This is a genomic window from Nocardioides sp. LHD-245 (assembly GCF_030929495.1).
Taxonomy (GTDB): domain Bacteria; phylum Actinomycetota; class Actinomycetes; order Propionibacteriales; family Nocardioidaceae; genus Nocardioides.
The window spans coordinates 76192-94986 of sequence record NZ_JAVFWN010000014.1; the positions used below are offsets into that span (position 1 = coordinate 76192).

Genomic DNA, 18795 nt, shown 5'->3' on the forward strand with positions numbered 1-18795 from the left:
GGGTGGCGCCGTGAGTCAGAGCAGCCATCCAGCGGTCGAGGCCATCGACCGGCAGATCCTGGAGCTCCTGGCCAAGGACGGGCGGATGTCCTACACCGACCTCGGGCGCGCGACGGGACTGTCCACCTCGGCCGTGCACCAGCGCGTCAAGCGCCTGGAGCAGCGCGGCCTCATCCTCGGCTACGGCGCCACCGTCAACTACGCCGAGATCGGCGTGCCCCTGACGGCGTTCATCGCGATCCGGCCGATCGACCCATCCCAGCCCGACGACTGTCCCGATCGCCTCATCGGGCTCCCGGAGATCGAGTCGTGCTGGTCGGTCGCGGGCGAGGAGTCCTACCTGCTGAAGGTGCGCACCGAGACGCCGGCCGAGCTCGAGCTGCTGCTCGGCCGGATCCGCTCGGCGGCCAACGTGTCGACCCGCACCACGATCGTGCTCTCGACCTACTACGAGAACCGGCCGGTCGGGCACTGACCGACACCGCCTCCGGCGCGTCGCCACGCGACACGCCGGGAGCGGACCGATTTTTCCAGTTTTCTTGCCGCCACGGCGTCCCGCCCTGACCTGCGAGAACGCGTATCACCGCAGGTCAGCGGCCGGTTGACAGGACGGTTGGCGCTCACCAAAGTACGGAGACGTTCGCCCGTGCAGGTCGTGGCCGGCGGACCGACGTCCGAGTGGCCGTATGTCGGCGGAGTAGCACCAGCTCCGCACGGGGACGGTTCGCGGAGGTCGGTTCGCTCCTCGGGGGCGAGCCGGAAGGACTCGGATCTCCCTAGACAACGTCGCGGGCGGCGGCAGCCAGTCGGCCGCCGGGATGGTCCGAAGGCGACCCGAGTCCTTCCGCGCCTGACGGCGCGAGCGCCGGTGCCTCCCGGACGCCGCGGCCCGGCCGGGCGCGGCTAGGCTCGGCGCCGTGGTGCAGCGTCTTCTTCTCGCGGTCGTCGGTGGCGCGCTGCTCACCGCGTCCTTCGAGCCCGTGGCCCTCCCGTGGCTACTGCCGTTCGGCGTCGCCTGCTACGCGCTCGCCACCCGCGACCTCGCCGTACGCCGGGCGGGGCTGGTCGGTCTCGTCTTCGGCGTCGTCTACTACTTCAGCCACATCTCCTGGATGCGGGGCTCGATCGGGTCGGACGCCTGGCTGGCCCTGTCCACCATCGAGGCGCTCTTCTACGGCCTGCTGGGCCTCGCCGTGCCCCTACTGCGGCGGCTGCCGCTCTGGCCGCTGTGGCTGGCAGCGGCCTGGACCACGATGGAGACGGTGCGCAGCGGCTGGCCGTTCAGCGGCATGCCGTGGGGCCGGCTCTCGTTCGCCGCGATCGACACCCCCGTGGCCCCGGCGGTCGCCTACGTCGGCCTGACCGGCCTCTCCTTCCTGCTGGCGCTCGCAGGGTTCTTCCTGGCCCGGCTCGCCGAGGCGGCGCTGGCCGGCGAGCGGCGGCGGGCCTGGGCCGCCGCGACGGTCGGCGTCCTGGCGGTGCTGGTGACCCCCGCTGTGGCGCCGTACGACGTCCCCGAGACCGGCAGCACGACGGTGGCGGTCGTGCAGGGCGACGTCCCGGGACCGGGCAACGACATCCTGTGGGACCACGAGGGCGTGACCCGCAACCACGTCGACGCGACGGTCCGGCTGGCCGCCGACGTCGCCGCCGGGCGGGTGCCACGGCCGGACTTCGTGCTGTGGCCGGAGAACTCCACCGCCGTGGACCCCTTCGAGCCCGGTCGGGTCAACACCGGCATCCGGGAGGCCGTCGCGGCCGTCCAGGTGCCGGTGGTGGTGGGCGGGATCGTGGGCGCCGGGCCGAAGCACGTCCTCAACCAGGGCATCGTCTGGGACCCGGTCACCGGACCGGGGGACCGCTACACCAAGCACCACCCCGTGCCCTACGGCGAGTACATCCCGATGCGTGACCTCTGGAACCCCGAGTTCGGCAAGCTGGCGCTGATCACCCGGGACATGAAGAGCGGCACCCGCACCGAGCCGCTGCGGGTCGCCGGCGTCCGGGTGGGCGACGCCATCTGCTTCGACGTGGCCTACGACGACGTGATGCCGCCGCAGGTCCGCGACGGCGCCGAGCTGCTCGTGGTCCAGACCAGCAACGCGAGCTTCATCTTCACCCACCAGATCGAGCAGCAGTTCGCGATCACCCGGCTGCGCGCGATCGAGGCCGGGCGCTGGCTCGCGGTCGCCTCGACGAACGGTCAGACCGGCGTCATCGCGCCCGACGGCACGGTGGTCGCCTCCGCGACGCCGCGCACGACGGACGTGCTCGTCGAGAGGGTCGGCCTGAGCACGGCGCTCACCCCCGCCATGTGGCTGGGTCCGTGGCCGGCCCGGTTGTTCACCCTCCTGACGCTCGGTGCTCTCGTGTCAGGTGCCGTCGCGTACCGTCGAAGGCAAGAGTTCGATGGCCCTGCGCAGGTGGATCCTCCCGTGGAGCCGCCTGCGCCGTCCCCGACCCCGAGTGAGGCACCCGTTGTCTGACCAGCTCTCCACGCTGGGCCGCGCGGTGATGGTCATCCCGACCTACAACGAGGCCGAGAACATCGACTGGATCGTCGATCGCGTCCGCACCGCCCAGCCCCACCTCGACATCCTCGTGGTCGACGACGGCTCGCCCGACGGCACCGGGGCCCTCGCCGACCGGCTCGCGCTCGCCGATAGCCAGATCCATGTCCTCCACCGCACCGCCAAGGAGGGGCTCGGGGCCGCCTATCTCGCCGGCTTCGCCTGGGCTCTCGCGGAGGGGTACGACGTCATCGGCGAGATGGATGCCGACGGCTCCCACCAGCCCGAACAGCTCCAGCGGCTGCTCGACGGCCTCCTGGACGCCGACCTGGTGATCGGCTCGCGCTGGGTCCCCGGCGGGTCGGTGGTCAACTGGCCGTGGGAGCGCGAGGTCCTCTCCCGGGGCGGCAACCTCTACGTCCGGCTGCTGCTCGGCATCCGGGTCCGCGACGCCACCGCCGGGTTCCGGCTCTTCCGCCGCTCCACGCTGGAGAAGATCCGCCTCGACGAGGTCGAGTCCACCGGCTACGTCTTCCAGACCGACCTGGTCACCCGCACCCTCCACGCCGGCCTGACCGTGCGCGAGGTCCCCATCGAGTTCGTCGAGCGGGTCCGCGGCGAGTCGAAGATGAGCGGGCAGGTCGCCTTGGAGTCCCTCAGGCGGATCACCTGGTGGGGGCTGCGCGAGCGCTGGACCCAGATGAAGCACCGGCGGCGGGACGCGCCGGAGCGCCAGGTGCAGCACACCTGATGACGCCGACGAGGGGGAGGACCGGATGAGCCGGAGGTCGCGCCGCCGCGCCGCGGTGCTGCTGTTCCTCGCCTTCGTGGTGATGCCGGTCCTCGAGATCGTCGTCCTCATCCAGGTCGGCCAGGTGATCGGTCCCTGGTGGACGATCCTGCTCCTCGTCCTCGACAGCATCGTCGGTGCCTGGCTGATCAAGCGCGAGGGAAGGCGGGCCTGGCTCGCGCTGCGGGAGCGGGTGGAGACCGGCCGCCTACCGGCTCGCGAGCTCGCGGACGGCGTCCTGGTGGTGCTCGGCGGCGCCTTCCTGCTCAGCCCGGGCTTCGTCACCGACGTGCTCGGCATCCTGCTCATCGTGCCCGTCACCCGGCCGTTGTTCCGCGGCCTGCTGATGGCCTACGCCGGCCGGCAGGTGACCCGTCGTACGGCGCCGATGGCCCCCGGAAACGGCACTCGCCCCGGACCGACCGTGGTCCGGGGCGAGGTCATCGACGAGGGGGAGTGAGCCCCCGCGTCGCTCAGGCCTTCGCGGGCTTCTTCTTGCGGGCGTTGGCGCGGTGCAGGTGCGCCGGACCGATCTCGCCCCCGCGGAGCAGCTCGAGCCGCTCGGTGAGGATCTCCTCGAGCTCCTTCTCCGAGCGACGCTCGAGCAGCATGTCCCAGTGGGTGCGCTGTGGCTTCTCGGCCTTCACCTCACGCTCGATGCCGGCGGTCGACTCCGCCTCGAGGCCGCAGCGCGGGCACTCCCAGACGGCCGGCACGTCGGCCTCGATCGACATCGTGATCTCGAACTCGTGGCCGTGCGGGCACTTGTAGCCGACCTGCTGTCGGGCAGCGAACTCGATCCCGCGCTCGTCCTCGAAGGACTGGCCCCCCAGTCGGGCACCGCGCAGTGTGCGCTCTGCCATCAGACCCCACCTCCCGTGTCTCGTCCTCGAACCCTTTAACGCTACCCGGCGGTAAAAGGTTCCAATCCCGGCTCAGATGACCGCGGGGCGGGCATTGCCGGCGTCGCGGATGCCGCGCTCGGTGTCGACGCGCAGGAGCAGCAGGCCGCCGAGGACGAAGAACGCGATCAGGGCGAAGATCGCCGGCCGGTAGGAGTCGGTGAGCTGGTAGACCAGCCCGAAGGTCAGCGTCCCGAACCAGGAGGTGCCCCGGTCCATGGCGTGGTAGAGGCTGAAGTACTCCGCCTCCTTGCCGCGGGGGATGAACAGCGAGAAGTACGACCGCGCGAGCGCCTGGGTGCCGCCCAGGACGACGCCGATCGCGACGCCGAGGACGAGGAACGGCACCAGCTGTCCCTTCGGCACCACGAGCGCGACGGTGACGATGCCCATCCAGCCCACGATGCCGCCGAGGATCACCTTCTTGGCGCCAAAGCGCGCGGCCGCGCGGCCGAAGGCGATCGCGCCGAACATCGCGACGAACTGGACCAGCAGGTAGGTGCCGAGGACCGTGCCCTCCTCGAAGTCCAGCTCCTCGATGCCGAACGTCGACGCGGAAGCGATGACGGTCTGGATGCCGTCGTTGAAGAACAGGTAGGCGACCAGGAAGGTCAGGGCGACCGGATAGTTGCGCAGATCCTTCAGCGTGGCCGCGAGCTGGCCGAAGGAACGGCTCAGCAGGCCGCCCTCGACGTCCTCCACGGCGGCCGGCTGGTGCTGCTTGATGCCGCGCCACGGGATGATCATGAACGCCGCCCACCACACCGCCGCCGACAGCAGCGAGAGGCGCACGGCCATCTCCTTGTCGAGTCCGAGCGCCTCGTGGAAGGTGACGACGAGGAAGTTGACGGCGAGCAGCAGCCCGCCGCCGGCGTACCCGTAGGCCCAGCCGACCGACGACGTCCGGTCGCGTTCGGCCTCCGTCGAGATCAGCGGCAGGACCGAGTCGCTGACGACGATCGCCGCCCCCGCGGCGAGGTTGGCGACCATGAACGCGATGCTGCCGAACAGCCAGTTCTCGCCACTCATGAAGAACAGCAGGCCGGCTGCGGTCGCACCCACCCAGGACAGGCCGACGAGCAGGTCCGGCTTGCGGGCGGTGCGGTCGGCGAGGGCGCCGACGATCGGGAAGATCAGGGCGCTGAGCAGGGTCGAGATCGTGATGACGTACGACGGCAGCGAGCCCGGCGCGATCGCGAGTCCGAGGACATGGATCCGACCGTGCTCGCCGACGGCGTTCTCGGCGACCGAGATGAGATAGGGCGCGAACAGGACGCCCGCCACGGTGGTCTGGAAGGCCGAGGCGGCCCAGTCCGTGAAGTACCAGGCGCGCTGCTCCCGGGCCCGGTTCAGCGGTCCCAGGTCCGCGATGCCGCTCGCCTCGCTCATGCTGTCGCCCCTCCCTGCGCCGACCGCCACTGGCCGCGCGCCAGGAGGACATCCTTGAGCAGGTCGGTGCGGTCCGTGAAGAGCCCGTCGACCCCGCGGTCGAGCAGGGTGGTCATCTCGGCCGGGTCGTCGATGGTCCAGACGTGGACCTGGAGACCGGCGGCGTGCGCCCGGCGGACCAGACCGGCGGTGGTCACGGTGAACCCGCGCCGGCGGTGCGGGACCTGGAAGGCGGCGAAGCCACGGCCGGCGAGCAGCCGGGCGAGCCGGGTGCTGGGGGAGAGCCGGAAGGCCACGATCTGCCAGGGGTCGGCCGCGGTGGGCACCCGGTCGCCGGTGAGCTCCCGGAACCGCCGGATCCGCCGGCGGGAGAACGACGCCACGAGCAGGCGGTCCCACAGATCGCGCTCCCGGACCAGGTCGGCCAGCGCGGTCACGGCTCCGTCGGACTTGAGGTCGATGTTGAACCGGGCGTCGGGGAAGGCGTCGAGGAGCTCGACCAGCGTCGGCACCTGCTCGCGGCCGGCGATCCGGGCCCGGCGTACGTCGGCCAGGGTGAGCCGCCCCACGGCGCCCTGCCGGTCGGTGACCCGGTCCAGCACGTCGTCGTGGAAGGCGAGCAGGACGCCGTCGGCGGTCACGTGGACGTCGGTCTCGAGGTAGTCGTAGCCCAGGGCCGCGGCGTGCCGGAAGGCGGCCAGGGTGTTCTCGAGACCCTCGATCTCGGGATGGTAGGCGCCGCCACGGTGCGCGAACGCCAGCACCCGGCCCGGCTCGAGGTAGGTCACGGCCCTAGATGTCTCTGAACGTCTCGATCTCGGCACCGAGGTCGCTGAGTCGCTCGGCGAGGTCCTCGTAGCCGCGGTGGATGACGTAGGTGCTGCGCAGCACCGAGGTGCCCTTGCTCGCCAGCATGGCGAGCAGGACGACGACGGCGGGCCGCAGGGCCGGCGGGCAGACCAGCTCGGTGCCGGTCCATGACGTGGGGCCGTCGATCTGCACCCGGTGGGGGTCGAGCAGGGTGACCCGCCCGCCGAGCTTGTTGAGCTCGGTGAGGTAGATCGCCCGGTTGTCGTAGACCCAGTCGTTGAGGTACGTCGTGCCCTCGGCCACGGCGGCGATGACCGCGAAGAAGGGCAGGTTGTCGATGTTGAGGCCCGGGAAGGGCATCGGGTGGATCTTGTCGCGCGGCGCGACGAGGTCCGAGGGGTGGGTCGTGATGTCGACGAGCCGGGTGCGTCCGTTGGCCGCGAGGTACTCCTCGGAGCGGTCGTAGCGGAAGCCCATCTCCTCCAGGACCGCGAGCTCGATCTCCAGGAACTCGATCGGCGCGCGCCGGATGGTGATCTCGGAACGGGTGACGATCGCCGCGGCGAGCAGCGACATCGCCTCGATCGGGTCCTCGCTGGGGGAGTAGTCGACGTCGACGTCGATGGTCTCGCGGCCGGTGACGGTGAGTGTCGTCGTGCCGATGCCCTCGACCTCGACGCCGAGCGCCTGCAGGTAGAAGCACAGGTCCTGGACCATGTAGTTGGACGAGGCGTTGCGGATGACGGTGGTGCCCGGGTGCAGGGCGGCTGCCATCAGCGCGTTCTCGGTCACCGTGTCGCCGCGCTCGGTGAGCACGATCGGTCGGCCGGGGACGATCGCCCGGTTGAGCTGCGCGTGGTACCAGCCGTCGGTGGCCTTCACCTCCAGGCCGAACGGCCGCAGCGCCGACATGTGTGGCTCGACCGTGCGGGTGCCGAGGTTGCAGCCCCCGGCGTACGGCAGCTCGAAGGTGTCGGCCCGGTGGAGCAGGGGGCCGAGGAACATGATGACCGAGCGGGTCCGCCGCGCGGCCTCCTCGTCGATCCGGGTGAGGTCGATGTCCTTGGGCGGGATGATCTCGAGGTCGTTGTCCGCGTTGATCCAGCGCGTCTGCACGCCGATGCTCGTCAGCACCTCGAGCAGCCGGTTGACCTCCTCGATCCGCGCCACCTTGCGCAGGGTGGTGCGGCCCCGGTTGAGCAGTGCCGCGCACAGCAGCGCGACGCCGGCGTTCTTCGAGGTCTTGACGTCGATGCTGCCGGACAGCGCGGTCGGGCCCTTGACCCGCAGATGGGTGGGTCCGGCACCGAGCGCGACGATCTCGGAGTCCAGCGCGGCGCCGATCCTGGCGAGCATCTCCAGGGATAGGTTCTGGTGGCCCTTCTCGATGCGATTGATCGCGCTCTGGCTGGTGCCGAGGCGTTCGGCGAGCTGGGCCTGGGTGAGCCCGCGGTGCTTGCGGGCGTCGCGGATCAGGTTGCCGATCCGGCCCTTGTAGTCTTCGTGGGGCACGTCGAGCGTCATGCCTCGACGGTAACTCACATATGAGATAGCGCAAGTCGCCACGGCGGGCTGCCGCCCCAGGGAAGGTCTGCGAGGATCCTCACATGCACGCGACCACGATCCACGCCGCGGGTGACATCCGGTTCGAAGAGGTCCCGGATCCCCAGCTCAAGAGGCCCACCGACGCCATCGTCAAGGTGACGGCCGGCTGCATCTGCGGATCCGACCTGTGGCCCTACCGCGGCGAGAACCGGATCCGTCCCGGAGCCACGATCGGGCACGAGTGCGTGGGCGTCGTGGAGGAGGTCGGCAGCGAGGTCCGCGACATCCGTGCCGGCGACTTCGTCGTCGTCCCGTTCTGCCACTGCGACAACACCTGCGCCCACTGCCGCGCCGGCGTCCACTCCGCGTGCGTCAACCTCGGCGGCACGACCAGCGGGCAGGCGGAGTACGCCCGGGTCGGGCAGGCCGATGGGAGCCTGGTCCGCACCGAGGCCCCCGCGGACGACGACGCGCTGCTCGCCTCGCTGCTGGCGCTCAGCGACGTGATGCCGACCGGCTGGCACGCCGCCGTCGCGGCCGGCGTGAAGCCCGGTGACACGGCCGTCGTGGTCGGCGACGGCGCGGTGGGGCTGTGCGGCGTCATCGCCGCCTCGATGCTCGGCGCGGAGCGGATCATCGCGATGTCGCGCCACGAGCCCCGCCAGGAGCTCGCCCGCGCCTTCGGTGCGACCCATGTCGTCGCCGCCCGCGGCGAGGAGGGAGTCGCCGAGGTGCGCGAGCTCACCGACGGCATCGGCGCCGACGCGGTCCTGGAGTGCGTCGGCACCAACGACGCGATGACCACCGCGATCGGCGTCGCCCGCCCGGGCGGCGGCGTCGGCTTCGTGGGGGTGCCGCACGGCATCGAGCTGCCCGTGCGCACCCTGTTCGAGAGGAACATCGGGCTGCGCGGCGGCATCGCGCCGGTGCGCCGCTACCTCCCCGAGCTGCTGACGGCGGTCCAGGAGCGCCGTATCGAGCCGGGCCGGGTCTTCGATCTCGCCCTGCCCCTCGCCGAGGTGGCCGACGGCTACCGCGCCATGGACGAGCGCCGGGCGATCAAGGTGCTGCTGCGGCCGTGACACCGCGCGGATGTCGACGTCGCGACCTAGCGTGGCGACCATGACCCGTCTCGACCACACCGCCCATCTCGACCACATCCGCGCCGAGTCGGCCCGGTTCGTCTCGGTACTCGAGGGCTGCCGGCCCGATGCCCGCGTCCCGTCGTGCCCCGACTGGGACGCGGCCGACCTGCTGTGGCACCTCACCGAGGTCCAGCACTCCTGGGAGCACGTCGTCCGGCACCGACCCGCGGCACCCGAGGGCTATGTCGAGCCCACCCGCCCGTCGACGTACGACGAGCTGCTGGCCGTCTTCCGCGCCACCCACGCCGCCTTCGTCGACGCGCTCGGCTCCGCCGACCCCGCCGACGCCGCGTGGTTCTGGTCGGGCCTGCCCGACCACCAGAACGTCGGCCACCTGGCCCGGCGCCAGGCCCACGAGGCCCTCATCCACCGCCTCGACGCGGAGCTGACGGCCGACCGGGTCACGGCCCTGCCACCCGCGCTGGCCACCGACGGGATCGACGAGATCCTCGACGTGATGTACGGCGGTCTGCCGCCGTGGGGCCGGTTCGAGCCCCGCGAGCAGTACGCCGAGTTCCGTGCCAGCGACACCGGCACGTCGGTGTGGGTCCAGGTCGGCACCTTCTCGGGCACCACGCCAGAGGGCACCGAGCGCAGCGGCGAGCCCGACCAGCACGTCGTCGCCGACCCGGGGGTGCCCGCCGATCTCGTCGTCGCCGGCACGGCGGGCGACCTCGACGCCTGGCTGTGGCATCGCGGCGACGAGGAGCGGTTGACGATCACCGGCGACGCGGGCGTCCGCGCCCATGTGGGCGCGGTGCTGGGTCAGGCGATCGACTGAGGGCCGGTCCCGCGCACCTGCGCGCGCCGGCTCGACCGACCGGCGACCAGGACGACGCCGAACAGCGCCGCGATGCCCAGGACGAACAGCAACACGACCGCCAGCACGATCACGAGGGCGAGAAGACTCATGGATCCCACCCTCGCATGACGCAGGTCACATCCCAAGGGTGATGCGAGTCACATCCGTCCCGGACGGCTTTCCGACCGGGGGAGGACGACGCCGCACACCGACGGGCGAGAGGATCGGCCCCATGGGCGATCTCGACGGCATGACCTTCCTGGTGACCGGGGCCAACACGGGCATCGGCAAGGAGACCGTGCGCGGCCTCGCCGGCCGTGGCGCCCGAGTCGTGCTCGCCGGGCGCTCCGAGGAGCGGACCCGCGCGGCGATCCGCGAGATCGCGGCCGAGACGGGCAACGCCGACCTCGACTTCCTGCCGCTCGACCTCGGTGACCTGGGCTCCGTACGGGCCGCCGCGGCCACCTTCCTCGACTCCGGCGAGCGACTCGACGTGCTGGTCAACAACGCCGGCCTGGCCGGCAGGCGGGGGATGAGTGCCAGCGGTTTCGAGCTGGCCTTCGGCACCAACCACGTGGGGCCGTTCCTGCTCACCGAGCTGCTCCGCGACCACCTCGCCGCGACCGGCCCCGGGCGAATCGTCATCGTCGCGAGCACCGGCCACTACCGGGCGCCGGGCATCGACTGGGACGCGGTCCGGCGGCCCTCGGTCACCCGCACCGCCTTCGACGAGTACTGCGTCTCGAAGCTCGCCAACGTGCTCCACGCGCGTGAGCTCGGCCGGCGACTGGAGGGCACGGGCGTGACGACGTACTCGCTGCACCCGGGGGCGATCGCGTCGGACGTGTGGCGCGAGGTGCCGTTCGGGATGCGCCACCTCATGAAGCTGTTCATGAAGTCACCGGCGGAGGGAGCCCGGACGTCGCTGTACTGCGCGACCTCGCCCGAGATCGCGCACCAGAGCGGGCGCTACTACGACGACCGGCGGGAGAAGCAGCCGTCGCGCGTGGTCACCGACGAGCTGGCCGCCGAGCTGTGGGAGCGCAGCGTGGGCTGGGTCAGCGCGGGCTGACGAGCACGCCCGGATTGAGGATGCCGGCCGGGTCCAGGGCCGCCTTCGCCGCCCGCAGGGCAGCGGCGAAGGGCTCGGGGCGCTGCGCGTCGTACCCGGGGCGGTGGTCGCGCCCGACCGCGTGGTGATGGGTGATCGTGCCGTCGTGGTCGACGATCGCGGCCGAGACGGCGGCCTTGATCTCGTCCCACTGCGCCCGGGTGCTGCCCCAGCGGCCGCCGGCGTAGACGCCGTAGTAGGGAGCGGGGCCGTCGGGGTAGACGTGGGTGAACCGGCAGGTCACCACCCCCTGGCCGCCACAGACCTTCGCGATCGCCTCCTGCGCCGCGGCGGTGACGGCCGCGTGGAAGGTGGGGAAGGCGTCCCAGGTGCACGCGGTCTCGAAGGTCTCGACGATCATCGAGCGACGGGCCAGCTCGTCGCGCTGGTAGGGCATCCGGATGAAGGCCGAGCGCCAGGCCCGTGAGGCGTCGTCGTCGCCGTGGCCCGGATCGCCGGCGGAGCGGTCGCGAGTCGCGAGCACCTCGCCGCCGTGGTCCGTCACCAGCTCGAGTGCCCGGTCCAGCCACGCGTCGACCGGGTGATCGGCGGACTCGAAGGCGATGATGAGCAGCCCGCCGCCGACCGCCGTGCCGGCGTTGATCATCGCCTCCGCGGGATCGAGCAGGCGGCAGTTGGCCGGGTAGAGGCCGGCCTGGGCGATCGCCCGGCTCGCGGCCACGGCGGCATCGTACGACGCGAAGGTGGTGGTCGCGGTCCGCTGCCAGGCCGGGCGCTGCTGGAGTCGCATCCACGCCTCGGTGATCACGCCGAGCGCACCCTCCGAACCGAGGAACATCCGGTCGGGCGAGGGCCCGGCTCCGGATCCGGGCAGCCGGCGCGACTCGCCCACGCCCGCGGGGGAGACCACCCGCATCGACTCGGTGAGGTCGTCGATGTGCGTGGCGAGTGTCGCGAAGTGGCCACCGGCGCGGGTCGCGAGCCAGCCGCCGAGCGTGGAGAACTCGAAGGACTGCGGGAAGTGGCGCAGGGTCAGGCCGTGCGGACGTAGCTGATCCTCCAGCGCCGGACCGTAGGCGCCCGCCTGGACCCGGGCGGCGCGGCTCACCGGGTCCACCTCGAGCACGCGGTCGAGCCGTGCCATATCGAGGGTGACCGCAGGCCCCTCGAAGCGCGGCTCGACGCCGCCGACGACCGAGCTGCCGCCGCCGTACGGCACCACGGGCGTACCGCTCGACGTACACCAGTCGAGCACGTCGACGACGTCCTGCTCGGTGCGCGGCCGGACGACGAGGTCCGGCACGTGCGCGGTGTCGCCCTGCAGGTTCCGCACGACGTCGCGGAACGCCTTGCCGCGGGCGTGGGCCAGCCGGTCGACCGGGTCGGTCGAGCAGAGCCCGGCCAGGGAGGCGGGCGGCGCGACCCGGGGCTCCGGTACGCCGAGCGCGCGCGGGTCGGGGGGAGCGTGGTCGGTCAGGTCGTGGTCCGGCAGCAGCCCGGCCACCCGGGTCACCAGGTCGGCGGTCTCGGCCGCGGTGAGCCGGCCCGCCTCCGTTCCCCAGCCCCACCAGGACCGGGTGCGTGCCGTCCTCGGGGCGTCGCTCACGCCGAGGCCAGGATCACGGCCAGCGGCAGGCCCACGACGATCAGCAGGAGCACGACGAGCAGGAGCACGAAGGCGAGCATGCCGGGCGCCCGCTGCTTGGTGAACCCCATCGCACCGCCGACGAAGGTGAGCACGGGGGCGGCGTAGTAGACGTCGACGGTCTGTCCGGGCGCCAGCTGGACCTGCTGACTCGCGTGCCCGTAGCGCCACATCCACTGGGCGTGGGCGGAGACCGTGTGGACACCCGGCGGCATCGTGATGACGTTCGGCCCGAACCGGGCCGCGACCGGATAGCCGTTGACCTGCACACTCGGCGTGATCATGGTGAGCATCCGGTTGCCCTGGACATTGACGCGGAGGTACCCGGGCGGGGGCGGAGGGGGCTGGGCGCTCATGCGCGCGACCCTACGAGGTCGAGCAGGGCGGGCCAGGCGGCGGTCCCGAGCCGGCGGTTCGCGTCCTCCGTGCCCCCGCGGCGCATCCGCTGACCCGCCTCGACGACGGCCTCGCCCGGCAGCACGACGCGGTGGCCGGCCTCCGGATCGGCGACGAGCGCGGTGGCACACCCGTGCCGGGCCCGCCGGAGCACGATCTCCTCGGCCTGCTCCCGGGACGGCCACACCTGGTCGTCGTCGCCGGCCACGAGCAACACGTCCGGGATCCGCTCGACCGGGAGGCTGGCGGCGGCGACCTCCTCGGGAGCGGCGGCCCGGGAGCGTACATAGAGGTCGCGGTACGCGGGTGGGTCGGTGCGCGGCTTCCACGGAACGAACCGCACGAACGGCACCGGCGCCCCGTCGAGCGTCCAATGGGACGTCTGCCTCCCGTCGCCGGCGACACCCGCCCACACGATGTCACTTGGCGCGAACGCGGCGACCCCGTCGACCGGCGCCTCGGTGAGCGAGGCCGTGGCGAGCGCGGCCTCGGCACCGAAGGAGAGCCCGACGAGGACCACCCGGTCGCAGTCGGTGGCGAGCGCCTCGGCGCGGGCGGCGAAGGTCTCGAGCGGGATCTCCCACGGTCCGTCGTGCTGCTCGGGGCCACCGAACCACTGGATGGACTCGGCGAGCACACCCTGCTCCGCGAGCAGCCGGGCCCGCTGCTCGTCGACGCGGCCGCTCGAGCCGCCGAGCACCAGGGCGCCCACGCCGAGAGCGTCGTCGGGCTCCCAGCGGACGCCGAGGGGTGCGGACAGCTCGATCCGGCGGGCCATGCCCGCGACCCTACTCACACCCCGGGCCGCCGGCGGAGAACATGATGCGGAGTACATGATGGGGGCGTGAGCACCCTCGATCCTGAACGCTTGCGCACCCTCACGCTGCTGCGCCGGGTGCGTGACCGGATCGACCGCGAGTACGCCCGCCCGCTCGACGTCGAGGCGCTGGCGCGCGACGTGCACATGTCGGCCGGGCATCTGAGCCGCGAGTTCAAGAAGGCCTACGGCGAGCCGCCGTACTCCTACCTGATGACGCGGCGGATCGAGCGGGCGATGGCCCTGCTGCGTCGCGGCGACCTGAGCGTCACCGACATCTGCTTCGAGGTCGGCTTCTCGTCGCTCGGCACGTTCAGCACCCGGTTCACCGAGCTGGTCGGCGTGCCACCGAGCGCCTACCGCGACGACGCCCCGGAGCCCGAGGAGGGCGCGGCCGAGCCGCCGTCGTGCGTGACTAAGAAGGTCACCCGGCCGGTGCGGCGCGGCGGCGCGCAGACCAGCCCGGACGCGCCGGCATCGGTCAGGAATCGAGAAGCACCGCGGTTCGAGGCGCCGTTAGCGTGAGCGACATGGACATCAGCATTCAGCACAGCTTCCTCCCGCAGACCGATCCGGAGGCCTCGCTCGCCTTCTACCGCGACGTGCTCGGCTTCGAGCTCCTCAATGACGTCGGGTACGGCGACATGCGGTGGCTCACCGTGGCGCCGAAGGGCCGGCAGACCCCGTCCGTCGTGCTCTGCCCGCCCGCCGCGGACCCGGGCATCACCGAGGACGAGAAGAAGGTCATCGCCGAGATGATGGCGAAGGGCACCTACGCCACCCTCGTCCTCAGCACCCCCGACCTCGACAGCACCTTCGAGCGGATCCAGGCCACCGGCGCCGAGGTCATCCAGGAGCCGATCGACCAGCCGTACGGCGTGCGCGACTGCGCGTTCCGCGACCCGGCCGGCAACCACGTCCGCATCAACCAGGCGGGCTGAGTGCGCCGACGCCCCTAGGCTGCTGCCGTGCCCGTGTACGACCCGCCCCCCGCCCGCGACCGCGCCACCCGGCAGGCCGACGCCCGGGCGCTGCTGGCCACGCCGGAGATCGATGTCTGGGTCGCGACGGCGTCCGCCGCCGGCGTACCCCATCTCGTGCCGGTGTCCCTCGCCTGGGTGGGGGAGCGGGTCGTGATCGCGGTGGAGGGCGGCTCGATCACGGCACGCAACCTGATCGCCTCGGGCGTGGCGCGCCTGGGGGTCGGCCCGACCCGCGATGTCGTCATGGTCGACGTCGTCCTCGACCGGTCGGTGCCCGTCGACGAGGACCCGGCGCTGGGGGCGGCCTACGCCGGCCAGGCCGACTGGGACCCGCGCGGTCTGGCGGGCTATGTGTTCCTCGTGCTCCGGCCCGAGCGGATCCAGGCCTGGCGGGAGTCCAACGAGATCGCCGGCCGCACGATCCTGCGCGCGGGCACCTGGCTCAGCTGAGCACCACCAGGCGCTGGGTGGCCCGGGTCATCGCGACGTAGCGGTCGACGGCGCCCTCGATCCCGGTGCCGAAGCGGTCCGGCGCCACGAGCACGACCAGGTCGAACTCCAGGCCCTTGGCGTGCGCGGGGCTCAGCGACCGGACCCGTGCGGTGGCGGCGAAGCCCGGGTCGCCGATGACGGCGGCGACGCCCTCGTCATGCTCAGCCAGCCATTCCGCGACGATCGTGGCGAGGCGCGCGCGGTCGTCGTATTGGACGGGCACGCCGGTGCTCCGGATCGACGTGGGCACGTTGGCGTCGGGCAGGACCTCCCGGACCACGGGCGCGGCGGCGGCCATCACCTCGGCGGGGGTGCGGTAGTTGACAGTGAGCGAGGCCAGCTCGACGTCGCGCAGGCCGACCCGCTCCAGGCGCTCGGCCCAGGTCTCGACGAAGCCGTGGCGGGCCTGGGCACGGTCGCCCACCACGGTGAAGCTGCGCGACGGGCAGCGGCGCAGCAGCATCTGCCACTCCGCGTCGGTGAGCTCCTGGGCCTCGTCGACCACGACGTGCGCGAACGGCCCGGCGTAGCGACCGGGATCGGCCGCCGACACCTCGGAGCCGCCGGCGAGCGCGCCGCGCAGGTCGGCGCCGCGGAGCATCGACATGATCATCAGGTCGGAGTCGTCGGAGGCGACCAGATGGTCCACGACGCGATCCATCTCCTCCCGCTCCGCCGCCGCCTCGGCCTCCTGCCGTCGCCGGGCCCGCGCGGCGTCCGGGTCGCCCAGCCGGGCCCGCGCCAGGTCGAGGAGTGGCAGGTCCGCGACGGTCCACGCCTGCGGCCCGGTACGCCGCAGCGCGCGGACCTCATCGGGGGAGAGCCAGGGCGCGCAGTGGCGCAGGTAGGCGGGCACCTCCCACAGATCGCCCACCAGGTCGGTGGGCTCGATCATCGGCCAGGCCCGGGTGAGCGCCTCCGCGAGCTCGCCGTTGCGGCGCAGGGAGCGACGCAGTTGCTCCTCCGACGCGTCGACGGCCTCGTGCTTGTCGACGAGGATGTCGAGCAGCGCCTCCCAGACCTGGTCGCGCGCCTCGTTGTGCGGCGTGCCCGGGTCGGGAGCGCCGAAGGCCTCGGCCCAGTCACCCGCACCGAGCCACACCTCCGACCAATCCGTCTCGACCACCATGCCCTCGGTCGGCGGCTCCTCGTAGAGCCGGACCGCGGGCTCGATCGCGCCGACCATCCTCACGTCGGCCTTGAGCCGGGCCGCCTCGGGGTCGCTCTCCGCGACGGCGCTCCGGCCCTCCGCGACGAGGTCGTGGACCGTACAGGTGCGCACGCCCTCCTCCCCGAGGCTCGGCAGCACGTCGCCGACGTACGCGAGATAGGGCTGGTGGGGGCCGACGAAGAGCACGCCCCCGCGCCCGTCGCCGAGCCGCGGGTCGGCGTACAGGAGGTAGGCGGCGCGGTGCAGCGCGACCACCGTCTTGCCGGTGCCGGGACCGCCGTCGACCACGAGCGTCCCGCGGGACCCGGCCCGGACGATGGCATCCTGATCGGCCTGGATCGTGGCGAGCACGTCGCGCATCCGCGCCGAGCGGCTGTTGCCGAGGCTCGCGACGAAGGCGGACTGGTCATCGAGGGCGGCGTTGCCCGCGGCGGCGTCCAGTGCGTCGGCGGTGAACACCTCGTCCCAGTAGTCGCTCACCCTGCCGTCGGTCCACCGGTAGCGACGCCGGCTGGCCAGGCCCATCGGGTTGCCGTGGGTCGCGCCGAAGAAGGGCTCGGCGGCGGGGGAGCGCCAGTCGACGAGCAGCCGCCGACCGTCGGCGTCGGTCAGGCCGAAGCGACCGACGTGGACGGTCTCGCCGTCGGCCGCCACCATCCGGCCCAGGCACAGGTCGAGGCGATAGCGGCGCAGCGCCTTGAGTCGGCCGCTGAGCCGGTGCACCTCGAGGTCGCGGTCCATCGCCTCCTGCCCGGTCCCGCCCGGCTGCCGGCGTACGTCGGCGAGGCGTTCCTCGAGCTCGGCCACGGTGCGCTCGAGGCTGGCACCGATCGCCGCGAAGTGGGCCTCGTCATCGGCCACGAGCGCGGGGGTGTCTTTGGCGGGGTGGTCCTGCAGGTCGAACGCGCGGGTCGTCGCGTCGGTCAATTCATCAGCTCCCATGCGGGTTTCGTGACGTGTCGGGCCGGTCGGAGACCGGGATTCTGCCCGCTCCAGGGGGCCTTGCGGCAAGGCCCCCTCTGCGCTATACCTTGGGAGTGGCGAGGAGTGTCGGTGCCGCCCGATAGAAGTCAGGTATGAGCCGCGACCTCCAGATCACCTTCGACTGTCACGACCCACGCGCCCTGTCCTCGTTCTGGCGCGACGTCCTGGGCTACGTCCACCCCGGGCCGCCCGGCGTCCCGCTCGCTCCCGGCGCTGACCCGCTCGCCGCATGGGACTCGTTCCTCGAGCGGATCGGGGTGCCGGAGGCGGCGCGCAACACCCGCTCGGCGATCGAGGATCCCGACGGCTCCGGGCCACGCGTGTTCTTCCAGCAGGTTCCCGAGAGCAAGTCCGTCAAGAACCGCGTGCACCTCGACGTCCGGGCCGCGCCCGGTCTGGCGGGGGAGGAGCGGATGGCCGCCCTCGAGGCCGAGTGCGACCGCCTCGTGGCGCTCGGCGCGACCCGGCTGGCCCGGCACGAGCCCGCGCCGCCGATGGGCGCGGGGCACCTGGTGCTGGCCGACCCGGAGGGCAACGAGTTCTGCCTCGACTGAGGGCTCGGTAGCGTCGCGGCATGCAACGACGTCTGGCGGTGGTGACGGGCGGCAGCCGGGGGATCGGCGCGGCGACGGCGCGGATGCTGGCGGGCTCGGCGTGGAACGTGCTCCTGACCTATCACTCCGATGACGCCGCCGCCCGTGTCGTGGTCGGGGACTGCCGGGCATCCGGGGCATGGGCCGACGCGATCGCGCTCGACGTGAGCGACGAGTCCGCCGTCGAGAGCGCCTTCGCCGCCCTGCCCGACGACGCGGGCCCGCTGCGCGGTCTGGTCAACAACGCCGGGATCGTGGCGCCGACCGCCACCGTCGCCGAGCTCCGTGCCGACCGGATCCGGCGGGTCCTCGAGGTCAACGTGCTCGGCTCGCTGCTCTGCTCCCGGGAGGCAGTGCTCCGGATGTCGACCGATCGAGGGGGAGCGGGCGGCGCCGTGGTCAACGTGTCCTCCCGCGCTGCCGTGCTCGGCGCGCCCGGCGAGTATGTCGACTACGCCGCGTCGAAGGCGGCCCTCGACGCCGTCACCCGCGGGCTGGCCGTCGAGACCGCCGAGCAGGGGATCCGGGTCAACAGTGTGCGCCTCGGACTCATCGACACCGAGATCCACGCTCGCAACGGCGAGCCGACCCGGCTCGCCCGGCTCGCGCCGGCGGTGCCGATGGGCCGCCCCGGCACCACCGCCGAGGCAGCCGCGGCCATCTGCTGGCTGCTGGACGACGCGTCGTCGTACACGACCGGTGCGGTGCTCGACGTGGCGGGCGGCCGGTGAGGGGCGTGTCGGTTTCCT

Annotated in this window: 21 protein-coding genes; 12 read left to right on the forward strand and 9 right to left on the reverse strand. The window is 72.5% G+C overall.

Annotation, left to right across the window (positions count from 1 at the left end):
* The first annotated feature begins 10 nt into the window (after window positions 1–10).
* From RB608_RS20295 to RB608_RS20310, 4 genes are all read left to right on the forward strand, one after another.
* Complete coding sequence (locus RB608_RS20295; protein ID WP_308089871.1) at window positions 11–475, forward strand: Lrp/AsnC family transcriptional regulator; 465 nt, start codon at window positions 11–13, stop codon at window positions 473–475.
* 442 nt (window positions 476–917) lie between these two features.
* The gene (gene lnt / locus RB608_RS20300) at window positions 918–2486 is read left to right on the forward strand and encodes an apolipoprotein N-acyltransferase (protein ID WP_308089872.1); all 1569 of its coding nucleotides are present in this window, start codon (window positions 918–920) and stop codon (window positions 2484–2486) included.
* 28 nt (window positions 2487–2514) lie between these two features.
* Complete coding sequence (locus tag RB608_RS20305; protein WP_308089999.1) at window positions 2515–3261, forward strand: polyprenol monophosphomannose synthase; 747 nt, start codon at window positions 2515–2517, stop codon at window positions 3259–3261.
* Window positions 3262–3286: 25 nt separating this feature from the next.
* On the forward strand, window positions 3287–3760 hold the full coding sequence (locus RB608_RS20310) for an FxsA family protein (protein WP_308089873.1): 474 nt from the start codon (window positions 3287–3289) through the stop codon (window positions 3758–3760).
* A 13-nt stretch (window positions 3761–3773) separates the two neighbouring features.
* On the opposite strand, the gene RB608_RS20315 is transcribed toward RB608_RS20310, so the two are convergent.
* The 4 genes from RB608_RS20315 to RB608_RS20330 all read right to left on the reverse strand — a co-directional run bounded on the left by RB608_RS20315 (window position 3774) and on the right by RB608_RS20330 (window position 7925).
* On the reverse strand, window positions 3774–4163 hold the full coding sequence (locus RB608_RS20315) for an RNA polymerase-binding protein RbpA (protein ID WP_308089874.1): 390 nt from the start codon (window positions 4161–4163) through the stop codon (window positions 3774–3776).
* A gap of 72 nt (window positions 4164–4235) precedes the next feature.
* Entirely contained in the window at window positions 4236–5591 is a 1356-nt protein-coding gene (locus RB608_RS20320) for an MFS transporter (protein ID WP_308089875.1), read from the reverse strand.
* Window positions 5588–6379 carry a glycerophosphodiester phosphodiesterase family protein gene (locus RB608_RS20325; RefSeq protein WP_308089876.1) on the reverse strand — a complete coding sequence of 264 codons (792 nt, stop codon included), beginning with the start codon at window positions 6377–6379 and terminating at the stop codon, window positions 5588–5590. The genes RB608_RS20320 and RB608_RS20325 overlap by 4 nt, the downstream gene beginning before the upstream one ends.
* Before the next feature lie 4 nt (window positions 6380–6383).
* Window positions 6384–7925, reverse strand: coding sequence for a UDP-N-acetylglucosamine 1-carboxyvinyltransferase (locus RB608_RS20330; RefSeq protein WP_308089877.1), 1542 nt, complete (start codon window positions 7923–7925; stop codon window positions 6384–6386).
* 83 nt (window positions 7926–8008) lie between these two features.
* Here RB608_RS20330 and RB608_RS20335 point away from each other — a divergent pair, with 83 nt between their 5' ends.
* Complete coding sequence (locus RB608_RS20335) at window positions 8009–9028, forward strand: zinc-dependent alcohol dehydrogenase family protein (protein WP_308089878.1); 1020 nt, start codon at window positions 8009–8011, stop codon at window positions 9026–9028.
* 40 nt (window positions 9029–9068) lie between these two features.
* Window positions 9069–9872 carry a maleylpyruvate isomerase N-terminal domain-containing protein gene (locus tag RB608_RS20340; protein WP_308089879.1) on the forward strand — a complete coding sequence of 268 codons (804 nt, stop codon included), beginning with the start codon at window positions 9069–9071 and terminating at the stop codon, window positions 9870–9872.
* On the opposite strand, the gene RB608_RS20345 is transcribed toward RB608_RS20340, so the two are convergent.
* Entirely contained in the window at window positions 9857–10003 is a 147-nt protein-coding gene (locus RB608_RS20345) for a hypothetical protein (RefSeq protein ID WP_308089880.1), read from the reverse strand. The genes RB608_RS20340 and RB608_RS20345 overlap by 16 nt on opposite strands.
* A 122-nt stretch (window positions 10004–10125) precedes the next feature.
* On the opposite strand from RB608_RS20345, the gene RB608_RS20350 reads away from it, so the two are divergent.
* A complete protein-coding gene (locus RB608_RS20350) occupies window positions 10126–10965 on the forward strand; it encodes an SDR family oxidoreductase (RefSeq protein ID WP_308089881.1) in 840 nt (279 codons plus the stop codon).
* On the opposite strand, the gene RB608_RS20355 is transcribed toward RB608_RS20350, so the two are convergent.
* The 3 genes from RB608_RS20355 to RB608_RS20365 are packed head-to-tail and all read right to left on the reverse strand — an operon-like array spanning window position 10952 to window position 13784.
* The gene (locus tag RB608_RS20355; protein WP_308089882.1) at window positions 10952–12571 is read right to left on the reverse strand and encodes an FAD-binding oxidoreductase; all 1620 of its coding nucleotides are present in this window, start codon (window positions 12569–12571) and stop codon (window positions 10952–10954) included. The genes RB608_RS20350 and RB608_RS20355 overlap by 14 nt on opposite strands.
* Entirely contained in the window at window positions 12568–12966 is a 399-nt protein-coding gene (locus RB608_RS20360; RefSeq protein WP_308089883.1) for a hypothetical protein, read from the reverse strand. The genes RB608_RS20355 and RB608_RS20360 overlap by 4 nt, the downstream gene beginning before the upstream one ends.
* Window positions 12963–13784 (reverse strand): alpha/beta fold hydrolase, encoded by an 822-nt coding sequence (locus tag RB608_RS20365; protein ID WP_308089884.1) that lies wholly within the window; start codon window positions 13782–13784, stop codon window positions 12963–12965. Before RB608_RS20365 ends, RB608_RS20360 begins: the two co-directional genes overlap by 4 nt.
* Before the next feature lie 66 nt (window positions 13785–13850).
* Here RB608_RS20365 and RB608_RS20370 point away from each other — a divergent pair, with 66 nt between their 5' ends.
* The 3 genes from RB608_RS20370 to RB608_RS20380 are packed head-to-tail and all read left to right on the forward strand — an operon-like array spanning window position 13851 to window position 15256.
* On the forward strand, window positions 13851–14348 hold the full coding sequence (locus tag RB608_RS20370; RefSeq protein WP_308089885.1) for a helix-turn-helix transcriptional regulator: 498 nt from the start codon (window positions 13851–13853) through the stop codon (window positions 14346–14348).
* 5 nt (window positions 14349–14353) lie between these two features.
* Window positions 14354–14764, forward strand: coding sequence for a VOC family protein (locus tag RB608_RS20375; RefSeq protein WP_308089886.1), 411 nt, complete (start codon window positions 14354–14356; stop codon window positions 14762–14764).
* Between the two features lie 27 nt (window positions 14765–14791).
* On the forward strand, window positions 14792–15256 hold the full coding sequence (locus tag RB608_RS20380) for a pyridoxamine 5'-phosphate oxidase family protein (protein WP_308089887.1): 465 nt from the start codon (window positions 14792–14794) through the stop codon (window positions 15254–15256).
* On the opposite strand, the gene helR is transcribed toward RB608_RS20380, so the two are convergent.
* Window positions 15249–17411 (reverse strand): RNA polymerase recycling motor ATPase HelR, encoded by a 2163-nt coding sequence (gene helR / locus RB608_RS20385; protein WP_308089888.1) that lies wholly within the window; start codon window positions 17409–17411, stop codon window positions 15249–15251. The two genes, RB608_RS20380 and helR, sit on opposite strands and share 8 nt — an antisense overlap.
* Before the next feature lie 134 nt (window positions 17412–17545).
* Between helR and RB608_RS20390 the strand changes: the two genes are divergently transcribed.
* Both RB608_RS20390 and RB608_RS20395 read left to right on the forward strand, forming a co-directional pair.
* Complete coding sequence (locus RB608_RS20390; RefSeq protein ID WP_308089889.1) at window positions 17546–18007, forward strand: VOC family protein; 462 nt, start codon at window positions 17546–17548, stop codon at window positions 18005–18007.
* A 20-nt stretch (window positions 18008–18027) separates the two neighbouring features.
* Window positions 18028–18777: an SDR family oxidoreductase gene (locus RB608_RS20395; RefSeq protein WP_308089890.1), complete on the forward strand. Its 750-nt coding sequence runs from the start codon at window positions 18028–18030 to the stop codon at window positions 18775–18777.
* The last annotated feature ends 18 nt before the right edge of the window (window positions 18778–18795 follow it).